Source organism: Actinomadura geliboluensis, assembly GCF_043197915.1.
In the GTDB taxonomy this organism is placed as follows: domain Bacteria; phylum Actinomycetota; class Actinomycetes; order Streptosporangiales; family Streptosporangiaceae; genus Spirillospora; species Spirillospora geliboluensis.
The window spans coordinates 258,619-272,579 of the sequence record NZ_JBICUA010000011.1 but is presented as its reverse complement, the minus strand read 5'-3'; the positions used below and the strand labels follow the sequence as shown (position 1 = coordinate 272,579).

Annotated in this window: 12 protein-coding genes and 1 tRNA gene; 4 read left to right on the top strand and 9 right to left on the bottom strand. The window is 74.9% G+C overall.

Features of this window, described 5'->3' with window-relative positions:
• The first annotated feature begins 20 nt into the window (after window positions 1-20).
• A complete protein-coding gene (yczR, locus tag ACGFI1_RS32665; RefSeq protein ID WP_392790974.1) occupies window positions 21-1,490 on the top strand; it encodes a MocR-like transcription factor YczR in 1,470 nt (489 codons plus the stop codon).
• 25 nt (window positions 1,491-1,515) lie between these two features.
• Here yczR and ACGFI1_RS32660 read toward each other — a convergent pair whose 3' ends face one another.
• The 5 genes from ACGFI1_RS32660 to fdhD form a co-directional block, all read right to left on the bottom strand.
• Window positions 1,516-1,950 carry a CBS domain-containing protein gene (locus ACGFI1_RS32660; protein ID WP_392790972.1) on the bottom strand — a complete coding sequence of 145 codons (435 nt, stop codon included), beginning with the start codon at window positions 1,948-1,950 and terminating at the stop codon, window positions 1,516-1,518.
• Between the two features lie 98 nt (window positions 1,951-2,048).
• Window positions 2,049-3,662 (bottom strand): phytoene desaturase family protein, encoded by a 1,614-nt coding sequence (locus ACGFI1_RS32655; RefSeq protein ID WP_364554844.1) that lies wholly within the window; start codon window positions 3,660-3,662, stop codon window positions 2,049-2,051.
• A 50-nt stretch (window positions 3,663-3,712) separates the two neighbouring features.
• The gene (locus tag ACGFI1_RS32650) at window positions 3,713-5,401 is read right to left on the bottom strand and encodes an SDR family oxidoreductase (protein ID WP_392790970.1); all 1,689 of its coding nucleotides are present in this window, start codon (window positions 5,399-5,401) and stop codon (window positions 3,713-3,715) included.
• 152 nt (window positions 5,402-5,553) lie between these two features.
• Window positions 5,554-6,489, bottom strand: coding sequence for a metal-dependent hydrolase (locus ACGFI1_RS32645; RefSeq protein WP_392790969.1), 936 nt, complete (start codon window positions 6,487-6,489; stop codon window positions 5,554-5,556).
• Between the two features lie 131 nt (window positions 6,490-6,620).
• Window positions 6,621-7,433, bottom strand: coding sequence for a formate dehydrogenase accessory sulfurtransferase FdhD (fdhD, locus tag ACGFI1_RS32640; protein ID WP_387069969.1), 813 nt, complete (start codon window positions 7,431-7,433; stop codon window positions 6,621-6,623).
• A gap of 254 nt (window positions 7,434-7,687) precedes the next feature.
• On the opposite strand from fdhD, the gene ACGFI1_RS32635 reads away from it, so the two are divergent.
• Window positions 7,688-8,014, top strand: coding sequence for a DUF4333 domain-containing protein (locus tag ACGFI1_RS32635; protein ID WP_171069272.1), 327 nt, complete (start codon window positions 7,688-7,690; stop codon window positions 8,012-8,014).
• Window positions 8,015-8,045: 31 nt separating this feature from the next.
• Here ACGFI1_RS32635 and ACGFI1_RS32630 read toward each other — a convergent pair whose 3' ends face one another.
• The 3 genes from ACGFI1_RS32630 to ACGFI1_RS32620 all read right to left on the bottom strand — a co-directional run bounded on the left by ACGFI1_RS32630 (window position 8,046) and on the right by ACGFI1_RS32620 (window position 10,206).
• Window positions 8,046-8,228 carry a DUF3099 domain-containing protein gene (locus ACGFI1_RS32630; RefSeq protein ID WP_138639493.1) on the bottom strand — a complete coding sequence of 61 codons (183 nt, stop codon included), beginning with the start codon at window positions 8,226-8,228 and terminating at the stop codon, window positions 8,046-8,048.
• A 69-nt stretch (window positions 8,229-8,297) separates the two neighbouring features.
• Window positions 8,298-8,393, bottom strand: a tRNA-Sec gene (locus ACGFI1_RS32625).
• Window positions 8,394-8,403: 10 nt separating this feature from the next.
• On the bottom strand, window positions 8,404-10,206 hold the full coding sequence (locus ACGFI1_RS32620; RefSeq protein WP_392790967.1) for an AMP-dependent synthetase/ligase: 1,803 nt from the start codon (window positions 10,204-10,206) through the stop codon (window positions 8,404-8,406).
• A gap of 271 nt (window positions 10,207-10,477) precedes the next feature.
• Here ACGFI1_RS32620 and selD point away from each other — a divergent pair, with 271 nt between their 5' ends.
• Both selD and ACGFI1_RS32610 read left to right on the top strand, forming a co-directional pair.
• The gene (gene selD / locus ACGFI1_RS32615; protein WP_392790965.1) at window positions 10,478-11,470 is read left to right on the top strand and encodes a selenide, water dikinase SelD; all 993 of its coding nucleotides are present in this window, start codon (window positions 10,478-10,480) and stop codon (window positions 11,468-11,470) included.
• 101 nt (window positions 11,471-11,571) lie between these two features.
• Window positions 11,572-11,847, top strand: coding sequence for a GlsB/YeaQ/YmgE family stress response membrane protein (locus ACGFI1_RS32610; RefSeq protein ID WP_301177914.1), 276 nt, complete (start codon window positions 11,572-11,574; stop codon window positions 11,845-11,847).
• A gap of 51 nt (window positions 11,848-11,898) precedes the next feature.
• Here the strand turns inward: ACGFI1_RS32610 and ACGFI1_RS32605 are convergent, their stop codons facing one another.
• Entirely contained in the window at window positions 11,899-13,911 is a 2,013-nt protein-coding gene (locus ACGFI1_RS32605; protein ID WP_392790963.1) for a propionyl-CoA synthetase, read from the bottom strand.
• Between the last annotated feature and the right edge of the window lie 50 nt (window positions 13,912-13,961).

The following is a 13,961-nucleotide window of genomic DNA, read 5'->3' as shown; positions in this document are numbered from 1 at the left end:
ATTATGCGAAAGTGGCTTGTATGAGCACCCGCTATGTGAGCGGCCCGCACCTGGCCCGGCTGCTGGGGGACGTCTCGCGGGACCGCCCCGTCTACGCCGCGCTGGCCCGGTCGGTGCGCGCCCTCGTCCTGGACGGGCGGCTGGCCCTGCGCACCCGGCTGCCCGCCGAACGCGACCTCGCCGCCGCCCTCGGCGTCAGCCGCACCACCGTGACGACCGCCTACGACCGGCTCCGCGAGGAGGGCTACATCGAGAGCCGGCAGGGCGCGGGGAGCTGGACCGCGCTGCCCCCGGTGCGGATGTCGGCGGTCGAGCGGCGCACCGACGCGCCCCCCGGCGGGCTGTACGGCAAGGCGTACCCGGTGCCGGACGACGGGTCCTTCATCGACCTCGGCTGCGCCACCCCCGGCGCCCCGGCGATCTTCGAGGAGGCCGTCGCCGCCGCCGTCGCCGAGCTGCCCCGCTACAGCTCGGGGCCCGGCTACGAGCCCGCCGGGCTGGCCGGGCTGCGCGAGGTCGTCGCCGCCGGGTACACCGCGCGCGGCGTCCCGACCCGCGCCGACCAGATCGTCGTCACCACCGGCGCCCAGCACGCGTTCACGCTGCTGTCGCAGCTGCTGGTGGAGCCGGGCGACGCCGTCATGGTCGAGCGCCCCACCTACCCGCACGCGCTCGGCGCGCTGCGCCGCCGCGGCGCCCGGCTCGTCCCGGTCGGCGTGAACGAGGGCTGGGACATCGAGCTCGCGGCGGGCGCGATGCGGCAGGCCGCCGTCCGGATGGCCTACACCGTCCCCGACTTCCACAACCCGACCGGGCACCTGATGCCGGCGGCGGACCGGGCCGCGCTCGTCGACGCCGCGCGCCGCGCCGACGCCTTCCTCGTCGCCGACGAGACGTTCGCCGACCTCGCCCACGACCTGGACGCGCCGCGCGAGGCGCCGCTGGCCGCCTACGACGGCGGCGGCCGCGTCATCACCATCGGGTCGGCGTCCAAGCTGCTGTGGGGCGGGCTGCGCATCGGCTGGGTCCGCACGACCGCGCCGCTGGCGCGCCGCCTCGTGCTGGCCCGGGAGCCGTTCGACATGGCCAGCCCGGTGCTCGACCAGCTGATCGTCCGGGAGCTGCTGCTGCGGGTGGAGGAGGTCCGCGCCGAGCGCGCGCGGACCCTGCTGCGCGGCCGGGACGCGCTCGCCGGGGCGCTGCGCGAGCTGCTGCCCGGCTGGGAGTTCCGGCTGCCCGCCGGCGGCATGTCGCTGTGGGCGCGGATCGGCGCGCCCGTCGCGACGGCGCTGGCGGAGGCGGCCGAGCGGCTCGGCGTCCGGGTCGTCGCCGGGCCGGTGTTCGGCGCGGACGGCGTCCTGGAGGACTACGTCCGGCTGCCGTACGTGCTGCCGCCGGACGCGCTGCGCACGGCCGTCGAGCGCCTCGCCGTGGCCCACCGGGAGGTCATGGCGGCCCCGGCGGCCCGGACGCTGCCCGCCTACGTGTGACCGCGCCCCCGCCCGTCGGCGGGCGTCAGGGGACGTTCTGGATGTAGCCGACCAGGTGCTCGCGCTCGTTCTCCAGCTCGTCGATGGCGCTCTTGACGACGTCGCCGATGCTGACGATTCCGGTGAGCCGGCCGTCCTCGACGACGGGCACGTGCCGGAACCGGTGCTCGGTCATGGTGCGGCGCAGGTCCTCGACCTTGTCGCCGGGGCCGCAGCTGCGGACCTCCGCGGTCATGATCTCGGTGACGGGACGGTCCAGCAGTGCCGCGCCGCGGTCGTGCAGCCTGCGCACGACGTCGCGCTCGGACACGATGCCGGAGATCGACGTGCCGTCCGGGGAGACGACCACCGCCCCGATGTTGTGCTCCGCCAGGACGGCGAGCAGGTGCCGCACGGTGGCGTCGGGCCGCACCGTGGCCACCGCGTCCCCTTTCCGTCGAAGGATGTCGCGAATCCGCATGCCTCACGCTCCGCTGCCGGTCGCCGGGTGGCCGCCACCCGCGTCGTCCTGACAAGGTCGCATGTTCCGGCGCCGAGGAAAACCCCGCGCCGGTAAACCTACGGCGCGAGGAGCCGGCTCAGGCCCCGCAGGGCGGGGGTGAGGACGCGGCCGGCGGGCCCGGCGTGGGCGAGCGCGGCGCGGGCGGCGTTGGCCCCGCAGGCGCCGTGCACGCCGCCGCCGGGATGGGCGGACGCGGACGCCAGGTACAGGCCCGCGACGGGGGTCTCGGCCCGGCCGAGGCCGGGGACGGGCCGGAACACGAGCTGCTGGTGGATCAGCGCGGTCCCGCCGTTGAGGGCGCCGTTGACGAGGTTGGCGTCGTGGTCGGCGAAGGCGGGCGGCGCGGTGACGCGGCGGGCGGTGATCCGGGCGCGGAAGCCGGGCGCGAGGCGCTCGACGACGCCCTCCAGGCGGGCCGCCATGGCGTCCCGCTCGCGCTCGTCCCAGGCGCCGGTGATGCCGTCGGGGCCCGCGTCGGCCCGCACGCGGTGGGGGACGTGCGTGTACGCCCACACCGACTCGGTCCCGGCGGGGGAGCGGGCCGGGTCCGCGGTCGTCATCTGGCCGAGCAGCGCGAACGGCTCGGCCGGCACGCGGCCGGTGGCGAGGTCCGCGCTGTAGTCGGTCAGCGCCTCCATGCCGGGGGACAGGTGGACGGTGCCGGCCCGCCCGGCGTCCGGGGACGCCCAGGGGATGGGGCCCGACAGCGCCCAGTCGACCTTGAAGGTGGCGTGGTCCCAGTCGAAGCGGCGCATGTCGTCGCGCAGCGAGCCCGGCAGGTCGGACCAGCCGACCAGGCCGCCGTAGAGCGCGGGCGCGGCCACGTCCGCGAGCACGGCCCTGGCCGCGCGCACCGCCTCCCCGGACGCGGTCCGCACGCCGAGCGCGCGCCCGCCGCGGACGACGACCGACGCGACCGGGACGCCGCAGCGGACCCGCCCGCCGCGCGACTCCAGCCGCCGCACGAGCGCGGCCGTCAGCTCGCCCGCCCCGCCCTCGGGGACCGGCCAGCCGTCCCGCTGGCCGATCATCGCGAGCAGCCAGCCGAACACCGAGCCCGCGGTCGACTCGGGGAACATGTCGGTGTGCAGCGCCGACCCGGCGAGCAGCAGCGGCCCGCCCGGCCCGGTGAACTCCTGCTCCCCGAGCGTCCGGACGGGCGCGAGCAGCCGCCGCACGGCCCGCAGGCCGCCCGCGCGGCGCAGCGCCGCCGCCAGCGGCAGCGCCGCCCGGACCGGCGGGAACGGGGTGAACAGGGCCCGCAGGACGTCGTCGCCCGTCTCGTCCCACATGGCGCACAGCCGCAGCCACGCCTCGCCGTCGCCCGCGCCCAGCGCCTCCAGGTTCGCGGCGGTCGCGTCGCGGTCGCGTTCCAGGACGGCGGAGCGCCCGTCCGGCAGCGGGTGCGCGAGGACGGCCGGCGCGTGCCGCCAGCGCAGCCCGTGCCGTTCGAGGTCCAGCGCGCGCATGACGGGCGACGCCGCGCCGAGCGGGTAGAACGCGCTGCACAGGTCGCTGACGTAGTCGGGGTGGACGCCCCGGTCGCTGCGCACCGCGCCGCCCGGTTCGGGCTGCGCCTCCAGGACCTCGACGTCCCAGCCCGCGTCGGCCAGCATGTTGGCCGCGACGAGCCCGTTGTGCCCCGCCCCGATGACCACGGCGTCCGCCATGCGGCATCCCTCCCGGTGATCACCCTAGGGGGTGTCCGGGCGGGCGGCGGTCAGCCCCGCGCGCCGCCCGGCTCGCGGCGGGCGAGCAGCCGCACCGCCCCCGGCGCCGCGCGGGCGGCCAGCCGGGCGGGCCGCGCCGCCGGCGTCACGGCGAGGGCCCGGTCGGCGCGGACGGCCGCGACGATCCGTTCGGCGACCCGCTCCGGCCGCGCCCGGGGGCCGGCGCAGGCGGCGGTGACCCCGATGCCCTTGCCCTTCAGTTCGGCGCGCAGGCATTCCGACAGCATCAGCACGGCCGCCTTGCTCGTGGCGTAGCCGGGCCGGGCGCGCGACGGCGTGAACGCGGCGGCCGACGCGGTGTTGACGATGTGGCCGCCCTGGCCGCGCTCCGCCATCTGCCGGGCGAAGAGCCGCGAACCGTGGACGGCGCCGCCCAGGTTGACGTCCAGGAGCGTGCGCCAGTCCTCGGTGGAGTGGTCGAAGAAGGAGCCGGCCAGGGCGGTGTCCGCGGCGTTGACGACGACGTCCGGTACGCCGTGCTCGTGCAGGACGGCCTTGGCGAAGTCCTCCATCGCGGCGGGGTCGGACACGTCCACCCGGTGGGCGTGCCCGCGCGGCCCGGCCAGCCCGGCGAGTTCGGCGGTGCGCTGAGCGGAGGTGAGGTCGAGGTCGGCGGCGACGACCTCGGCGCCGCGCTCGGCGAACGCCAGCGCCGTGGCGCGGCCGACGCCGCCGCCCGCGCCCGTGACGACGACGAGCGAGCCGCCGAACGGCGACCGCCCCGGCCGGACCCGCGCCCGCTCCAGGGCACGGGACTCGGCGGCCGTCAGCGGGCCGCCCTCGACGGCCGTGACGTGCTCGGCGACGCACCGCGCGACGAGGCCGGGGTGGCTGCGCGGCACCCAGTGCCCGGCGGCGACGGGCCGCAGCGACAGGTTCGGGACGCGCTCGCCGAGGCCGCCCACCAGGTGCGGCGAGACGAACAGGTCCCTGGTCGGGACGATCACCTGCGTCGGGACGTCCGTACGCCGCTCGCGCGGCCCGCGCAGCCGCCGCAGCATGTTGGCCCGGTACAGGCCGACGCCGGCCGCGGCGTCGCGCGCCATGGTCCGGGCGGGGTGCCCGGGGCGCGGCGGGACGCCCTCGCCCAGGGCCAGTGCCAGGTTGAACGGCTTGGTCATCCCGGCCATCCACAGCAGTTCCGGCAGGACCGGCGTCTGGAAGGCGTAGATGTACCAGGAGCGCAGGCCCTGGCCCATGGCCCGGCGCAGGTTGGCCGGGGTGGGGCGGGTGAGGTTGCGCCGCATCCAGTGCCCGACGTGGTCCAGGCAGGGGCCGGAGATGGAGGTGAAGGAGGCGAAGCGGTCCGGCATGGTGCACGCCGCCTCCCACCCCTGGATCGATCCCCAGTCGTGCCCGACGAGGTGCACCCTGCGCTCGGGCGCGGTGGCGTCCAGCACGGCCCTCATGTCGGACATCAGGTAGTCGAAGGTGTAGCGCTTGCGGCCGAACGGCCGCGACGACGTGCCCGCGCCGCGCATGTCGTAGCGGACGACGTGGAACCGCCCGGCGAGCAGCCCGGCCACCTCGTCCCATACCGCGTGGGTGTCGGGGTAGCCGTGGACGAGCAGCACCGTGGGGCGCGAGGGGTCGCCCTGCTCGTAGACGGCGAGGTCGACGCCGTCGCCGCGGACCCGGCGCCTGCGGGCCGGGGGGCCGCCGACCGCTTTATTAGACATCTTGGTAATAAATCGCCGAATCGCCCCGGGGTCAAGGGGACGCGGCGTGAGCCCCGCCACGCATGGAGAACAAGGACCCGCGGAGAACGAGGGCCCGTACGGCGCGGCGGTACGGGCCCTCGGGCAGGGCGGGCAGGGGAGCGGGCGGAGCGCTAGTACGGGTCGTAGCCTGCGGCCTTAGCCGCCGGGGACTGCATCAGGTACTCAAGCGCGCGCGGGGTCGAGCACACCTTCGAGGGGTGGTGGTTCGGCTTCAGGTAGACGGGCGCCTCGCCGAGCAGCAGCTTGAAGATGCCGGGCACGTGCCCCAGCCGGACCGACCGCCGGTAGGAGCGGTACACCCGCAGCGGCGTCACCCGCTTCTTGATGGTCGGGTCCTGCTTGAGCAGGTACAGCGACCCGCCGATCAGCGCCCAGTACAGGAAGAACAGCGACACCACCCAGGCCGCGACGCGCGTCGGGTAGCGGCCGCCCATGGCCTTGTAGACGTCGAACACCACCGACCGGTGCTCGACCTCCTCGGCCCCGTGCCAGCGCAGCAGGTCCAGCATGGTCGGGTCCACGCCGGCCTTCTCGAACCGCTCGTTGTCCATGATCCACTGGCCGAGGACGGCGGTGTAGTGCTCGATCGAGGCGACGGCGGCCAGCTCGAACCGCAGCCGGCGCCGCCAGGCCCGCGGGTTCCGCTCCTTCAGCGCCGTCATCTGCGCGGGCCGCTCGGCGTTGCCCTTGGCGGCCGCGTCCGTGATCCGGGAGACGTCGATTCCGTTGGCCTCCAGGATCTGGTCCAGCACCCCCTGGTGGGAGCGGGCGTGCACCATCTCCTGGCCGATGAACCCCTTGATCTCCTCCAGCAGCCGCTCGTCCTTGATGTGGGGACGGGCGTCCTTGACGCACTGGATGAACCACTTCTCGCCCTCCGGCAGGACGATGTGGAACGAGTTGATGATGTGAGTGGCGACCGGGTCGCCCGGCACCCAGTGCAGGGGCGTCGCCGACCAGTCGAAGCTCACCCGCCGAGGCTTGATCGGCGGGTGGCGCTCGTCGATGCCGGTCGCCGGTGCGCCGCCTGTCAGGGGCCTCGTCATGCCGTCCTCGCTCTCCGCGCGCGCGTGTGTGCGTTGAGGCGACAGTCAACTCTTGCGGGGGGTGCGGTTTCTTGGGTCCGAACCAACAAGTTACCGCTTGGTTTTAGCCCCGTGATGACAAGTGGCGCCCTTCACAGGGCGATTCGCTCCGCTCCCGCGTACACGTTCATGGTCTCGCCGCGCAGGAAGCCGACCAGGGTCATGCCGGCGTCCTCGGCCAGCTCCACCGCCAGCGACGACGGCGCCGACACCGCCGCGAGCACCGGGACGCCCGCGGTCATCGCCTTCTGCGTCAGCTCGAACGACGCGCGCCCGCTCACCATCAGGACCGTTCCGGCCAGCGGCAGCCGCCCCTGCCGCAGCGCCCACCCGACGACCTTGTCGACCGCGTTGTGCCGCCCGACGTCCTCGCGCACCGCCAGCAGCTCGCCGCCGGCGCCGAACAGCCCGGCCGCGTGCAGCCCGCCCGTCCGGTCGAACACCCGCTGCGCCTTCCGCAGCCGCTCCGGCAGCACCGCCAGCACCTCGGGCGCGATCCGCAGCGGGTCGGCCCCGACCTCGTACGGCCGGGAGGCGCGCAGGGACTCGATGCTGGACTTCCCGCACACGCCGCACGCGCTCGTCGTCGTGAACGCGCGGGTCATCGAGTCGTCCGGCGGCGCCACGCCGGGCGCCAGCGCGACGTCGAGGGTGTTCTGCTCGGCGGTGTCGGCGCAGTAGCGCATGGCGGCGAGGTCGCCCGCGTCCCCGATGACGCCCTCGGCCGCCAGGAACCCGGCGACCAGGTCGAAGTCGTGGCCCGGGGTGCGCATCGTGATCGTGAGCGGCTTGCCGGCGACGCGGATCTCCAGCGGCTCCTCCACCGCGAGCGTGTCCGGCCGGCGGCCCCGCGCGCCGGTCGTGCTCACCCGCAGCACGGGCTTGCGCACGGTGATCCGCCCCATGCCGTGACCGTACCCCGGATACCCATGAGTAACGAAAAGTTCGATCCGCTCTGTCCCCTTTTTGGTCCCTTTCTCCTCGGGACGGGGCGCCCTGGTGCCCGGGGCGGCCGGGGACCGACCATCGGAACGTACCAACGGCGCCCCACAGGGGACCGGGACGCCGCCCGGCCACGCGCACGACCACGTACGCACAGCCATGTACGCACGACCGCGTACGCACAGCCACGCACAGGAACACGGGGAGCACGACACCGATGCGCAAGTACCTTGCCGTACCCGCCCTCATCGGCGCCCTGGCGCTGACCACCGCCGCCTGCGAGGTGACCAAGACCGTCTCCGCCGACGCGGTGGAGAAGCAGATCGTCGCCAAGTTCGGCCCGCCCTTCGACGACGGCGGCATCGGCCCGGCGACGGCCGACTGCCCGGAGGACCTCAAGGGCGAGATCGGCACCACGATCGAGTGCGTCGTCCACGACGCCAAGGGCGGCGCCTACCCGCTGATCGTCACCGTCACCGCGGTCGAGGGCGACCAGGTCCGCTTCAGCATGAAGGAGCCGCCGCAGCCGAAGGGCGCCGAGTAGCGCCGGGCGTGCCGGCGCGGTCCGGGGGAGGTCAGTCGCGGCGGTCGATGTTCCAGTTCGCCACGATCGCCGCGAACGGCGGGATGATGAGCGCCGCGACCGACATCGCGATCGCGGCGGCGTGCGACCAGTGCCGGACGACGGCCCAGGCCAGCACGAACAGCAGGAGGCACGTCCCCATCATGATCCCGTAGGCGATCTTCCGGCGCCTCATGCCTCCACGCTACGCCGGTGCCCGCGCGCGCCGCCGCGTCCCCCCGCCCGCGGGCGGGGGGACGCCGGGTGGCGGAGGCGTACGGGAATCGAACCCGCCGTCCCGAGATCCTCGGGACCGTCGGCTTTGAAGGCCGGGGAGGCCACCAGGCGCTCACACGCCTCCGCCGATGATCTTAGCCCGCGTAGAGGGCGTCGATGTCGGGCGAGTACTTCGTGTGCACGACGCGGCGCTTGAGCTTGAGCGTCGGGGTGAGCTCCTCGCTCTCGGCGGTCCACTCGGCGGGCAGCAGCCGCCACTTCTTCACCTGCTGGACGCGGGCGAGGCGGGCGTTGGCGTCCTCGACGGCCCTCGCGACCTCCTCCCGCACGACGGGGTGCTCGGCGAGGGCGGCGAGGTCGGTGGTGTCGATGCCGTGGGCGGCGGCCCAGACGGGGGCGACCTCGCCGTCCAGGGTGATGAGGGCGACCACGTAGGGGCGGCGGTCCCCGAAGGCGAGCGCCTGCCCGATGAGCGGGTGCTCCTTGAGGTGGTTCTCGATCAGGGACGGGGCGATGTTCTCCCCGCCCGCGGTGATGATCAGCTCCTTCTTGCGGTCGACGACGGTGAGGAAGCCGTCGGCGTCCAGGCGGCCGACGTCGCCGGTGCGCACCCAGCCGTCGGCGTCGATGAGGTCGGCGGTGGCGTCCGGCCGGTTCAGGTAGCCGGGGGTGCAGGTGGCGCCGCGGACGAGGATCTCGCCGTCCTCGGCGAGCTTCAGCTCCACCCCGGCGAACGGGCGGCCGACGGTGCCGAGCTTGAAGGAGTCGGCGAGGTTGGCGGTGATGGCGCCGGTCGTCTCCGTCATCCCGTAGGCGTCGAAGATCTTCAGGCCGAGGCCGGAGAAGAACCGGGCGACCTCCACCGGCAGCGGCGCGGCGGCGCTGGAGGCCTGCCGGACGCGGTCCAGTCCGAGCAGCGCGCGCATGGGGGTGAGGACGGCCTGGTCGGCCCGCTCGAACGCGGCGGTGATCTCGGGGGTGAGGGTGTTGCCGAACTCCTGGGCGGTGACGTAGGCGCGGCCGGCCTCCAGGGCGGCGCCGACCGCCTGCTTCTTGGCCTCGTCCTGCTCGGCCGACAGCACCGCCTGGATGCCCGCCATGATCTTCTCCCAGACGCGGGGCACGCCGAAGAAGGAGTGCGGCCGCACCTCGGCGAGGACGCTGGTGAGCTGGGCGGGGTCGGGGCAGAAGTGGACGTGGGACGCCAGCCGGATCGGCAGGTAGTAGCTGAGGACGCGGTCGGCGATGTGCGCGAACGGCAGGTAGGAGACCCCGGCCGGGTGCTCGGGCAGCACGGAGCTGCGCTCCACCATCTCGGCCTCGTGCAGCACCATCGAGTGGGTGATCAGCACGCCCTTGGGGTCGCCGGTGGTGCCGGAGGTGTAGAGGAGCGTCACGGTGTCCTCGGGCTTGACCGCCCGCCAGCGGCGCTCGATGTCGGCAGGGTCGGCGGCGAGCCGCTCGCGGCCGAGCGCGGTGAACGCCTCCCAGCTGAGGTAGCGGTCGCCGTCCGGGCAGGCGGCGGCGTCCACCACGATGACCTTGCGCAGGTCGGGCAGCCGGTCGAGGACGGGCCGCCAGCGGTCGAGCTGGGCCCTGCCGTCCAGGACGGCGTACCTGGCGGCGCAGTCCCCGGCCACGAACGCGATCTGGTCGGGCGCGAGCGTCGCGTACACGGTGGTCGGGACCCCGCCGGCGTGCACGGCGCCGAGGTCGGCGAGGACGTGCTCGGAGCGGTTCGGCATCATCAGCGCGACCACGTCGCCGGGCTCCAGGCCGAGCGCGGCGAACCCGGCCGCCGCCTCCAGCGCCCGGGTCCGGGTGCCGGCCCAGGTCAGGGTCCGCCACTCGCCGTCGATCCGGTCGGCGTAGGCGGGCCGGCCGCCGTGCCGCTCGACGGTCGCCGCCAGGTTCGTGCAGACCGTCTGCCCCGCCACGGCCCGATCCAGCTCGGCCTCCCGTCCTCCAGCCCCCTCCCGCCGCCGTTCAGACGACGAGCTCCGCTCGGCCGGCCTGTCTGGAATCCCCATGTCGCCCCTTGAAGTAAGTGATGACTTGCAGAGGGGAAATCGCATCATGCCGAACGGGGTTCGGACAAGGGGTTCGCGGTTTTCCGCGCTGGTCGGGCGGGATGTTCGCCGTTCGGTGACCGCCCCCGTACTGTCCGTTTCTTGATCATTTGCGATAGTTGTGCGTTAAATCGTGCGGGTGACCAGCCTCGCCCCCGTCGCCCGCCTGACGCAGTACGCGCACGGCGGCGGCTGCGCCTGCAAGATTCCGCCCGGGGTGCTGGAGCGGGTCGTGACCGGCCTCACCGGCGGCGACGACGCCCTGCTGGTCGGCGGGCCGGACGGCGACGACGCGGCCGTGCTGCGGATCGACGGCGGCCGGGCCGTGGTCTCCACCGCCGACTTCTTCACCCCCGTCGTCGACGACGCCTACGACTGGGGCCGCATCGCCGCCGCCGACGCACTCTCCGACGTCTACGCGGTCGGCGGCGAGCCGCTGATGGCCGTCAACCTGCTCGGCTGGCCCGTCGACGCGCTGCCCGCGGAACTCGCCCGCGAGGTGCTGCGCGGCGGCCGGGACGCCGCGGCGCTCGCCGGCTGCGCGATCGCGGGCGGGCACAGCATCGACGACCCCGAGCCCAAGTACGGGCTCGCCGTCACCGGGATCGCCGACCCGGACCGGCTGCTGCGGCTGGACGCCGGCCGCCCCGGCGTCCCGCTGTCGCTGACCAAGCCGCTCGGCCTCGGCGTCCTCAACGCCCGGCACAAGGCGACCGGCGAGGTGTTCCCGCACGCGGTGGAGACGATGACGCGGCTCAACGCCGACGCGGGGATCGCCGCGCTGGAGCGCGGCGCCGCGTGCGCGACCGACGTGTCCGGGTTCGGGCTGCTCGGCCACCTGTACAAGGTGGCGCGGGCGAGCGGCGTCACGGCCGTCGTCGACGCCGCCGCCGTCCACTACCTGGACGGGGCGCGGGCCGCCGTCCGGGACGGGTTCGTGCCCGGCGCGACGCGGCGCAACCTGGCGTGGGTGTCCCCGCACACCGACTTCCGCCGCATCGGCGAGGAGGAGCGGCTGCTGCTGGCCGACGCGCAGACCTCCGGCGGGCTGCTGGTCGCCGGGGAGGTCCCGGGCGCCCCGGTGATCGGCGAACTGGTCGCGCGGGAGCGGCGCACCCTCGTCGTCCGCTGACGCTCGCCGCCCGTGTCGCGGCCCGTGTCGCGGCCCGTGTCGCGGGTAGGGGAGGGGCTACCGCTCCGGCGGGGCGGGGGAGCGAAGGAGCGCACGCCGACATGACCATCACCGGGCTCGCGGCCGCCGTCGTCCTGGGCGCGGTGATCGGGATCCTCGGGCGGCTGATCGCGCCCGGACGGCCGGGCATGCCGGTCTGGCTGCTGATGGCGACCGGCGTCGTCGCGGCGTTCGCCGGGACGGGGCTGGCGCAGGTGTTCGGCCTTACCGGCAGCGGCTGGAGCCCCTGGGAGACCGTCCTGCAGATCGTGCTGGCGGCGGCCGGCGTGTGCCTGGTCGCGGCCCTGTGGCCCAAGCGGACCGGCCCCCGGCCCTAGCGCACACCGGCCCTAGCGCACACCGGCCCTAGCACACACCGGCCCGCGCGGTCACGGCCTCCGCAGGACGGGGCGCAGCTCGTCCAGCACGTCGGGGTCCTCGATCGTGGACGGGACGGTCACCTCGCGCCCGTCGGCGATGCCCCGCATCACGCCCCGCAGGATCTTGCCCGAGCGGGTCTTCGGCAGCGCCGGGACGACCGCGATCTCCTTCAGCGCGGCCACGGGCCCGACCTGCTCGCGCACCATCCCGACCAGCTCGGCGGCCAACTCCGCCGGCTCGGCGAGGACGCCGCTCTTGAGCACGACCAGCCCGCGCGGGACCTGCCCCTTCAGCGCGTCCTCGACGCCGATGACCGCGCACTCGGCGACGGCCGGGTGGGAGGAGATGACCTCCTCCATCGTCCCGGTGGACAGCCGGTGCCCGGCGACGTTGATGACGTCGTCGGTGCGGCCCATCACCCACACGTAGCCGTCCTCGTCGACGTGCCCGCCGTCGCCGGTCAGGTAGTGCCCGGGGAACTTCGTCAGGTACGACTCGACGAACCGCTCGTCGTCCTGCCACAGCGTCGGCAGCGTCCCGGGCGGCAGCGGCAGCCGGATCGCGATGTCGCCGTCGGCGCCGGCCGGCACCGACCCGCCGTCCGGGCCGAGGATCCGCACGTCGTAGCCGGGCACCGGCACCGAGGGCGAGCCCGCCTTGACCGGCATCGGCTCCAGCCCGCGCAGGTTCGCCACGATCGGCCAGCCCGTCTCGGTCTGCCACCAGTGGTCGATGACCGGCCGGTCCAGGACCCGCGACGCCCACCGGTAGGTGTCGGGGTCGAGGCGCTCCCCGGCGAGGAACAGCGTGTCCAGCGCCGACAGGTCGTGCCCGGCGAGCAGCGCGCCCTCCGGGTCCTCCTTCTTGATCGCCCGGATCGCGGTCGGCGCGGCGAACAGCGCCTTCACCCGGTGCTGCGCCGCGACGCGCCAGAACGCGCCCGCGTCCGGCGTCCCTACCGGCTTGCCCTCGTACAGGACGGTCGTGCAGCCGGTCAGCAGCGGCGCGTACACGATGTAGGAGTGCCCGACGACCCAGCCGACGTCGGACGCGGCCCAGAACACGTCGCCGGGCCCGACCCCGAACACGTTCTCCATCGACCAGCGCAGCGCCACCGCGTGCCCGCCGTTGTCGCGGACGACGCCCTTCGGCCGCCCGGTCGTCCCCGAGGTGTAGAGGATGTAGAGCGGGTCGGTGGCGGCGACGGGCACGCACTCGGCGGGCTCGGCGGCGGCGACCGCCTCGTCCCACTCCACGTCCCGGGGCCGGACGAGGTCGGCGTGCAGCTGCTCTCGCTGCCGGATCACGCACCGCTCGACCTTGTGCCGCGCCATGTCCAGCGCCTGGTCGAGCAGCGGCTTGTAGGCGACGACCCGGCCCGCCTCGATCCCGCACGACGCCGACACGACCGCCTTGGGCCGGGCGTCGTCGATGCGGACGGCCAGCTCCCGCGCCGCGAACCCGCCGAACACGACCGAGTGCACCGCGCCGAGCCGGGCGCACGCCAGCATCGCGATGACCGCCTCCGGCACCATCGGCAGGTAGATGACGACCCGGTCGCCGCGGTCGACGCCCTGCGCGCGCAGCGCCCCGGCGAACCGCGCGACGAGGCCCGTCAGCTCCCGGTAACTGTAGGTGCGGACGGTCCCGGTGACCGGGCTGTCGTAGATCAGCGCGGGCTGTTCGCCGCGGCCCTCCTCGACATGCCGGTCCAGCGCGTTGTCGCAGGTGTTCAGCTCGCCGCCGGTGAACCAGCGGTAGAACGGCGGCGCCCCGTCGTCCAGGACCCGGTCCGGTGGGACGAGCCAGCGGACGTCGCGCGCCGCCAGCCCCCAGAAGCGGGTCGGGTCGGCGATGCTGCGTTCGTACGCGGCCGCGTAGGCGCCCATGTCGTCCTCCCGGTGGCGGGCCTCCGGCCGGTCGCTCCGCGGCCCTGTGTGCTCCGTGGCCCTGTCTTCTCCATGACCCAGGTGTGCGCTGAGGCCCGGTTCGCGAAACCGGGCCGCACCCCTATAGGGCATGCCCCGGGGCCGGTTCGTCAAGAGCCCGCGCCGCCCGGCCCGTCACCGCG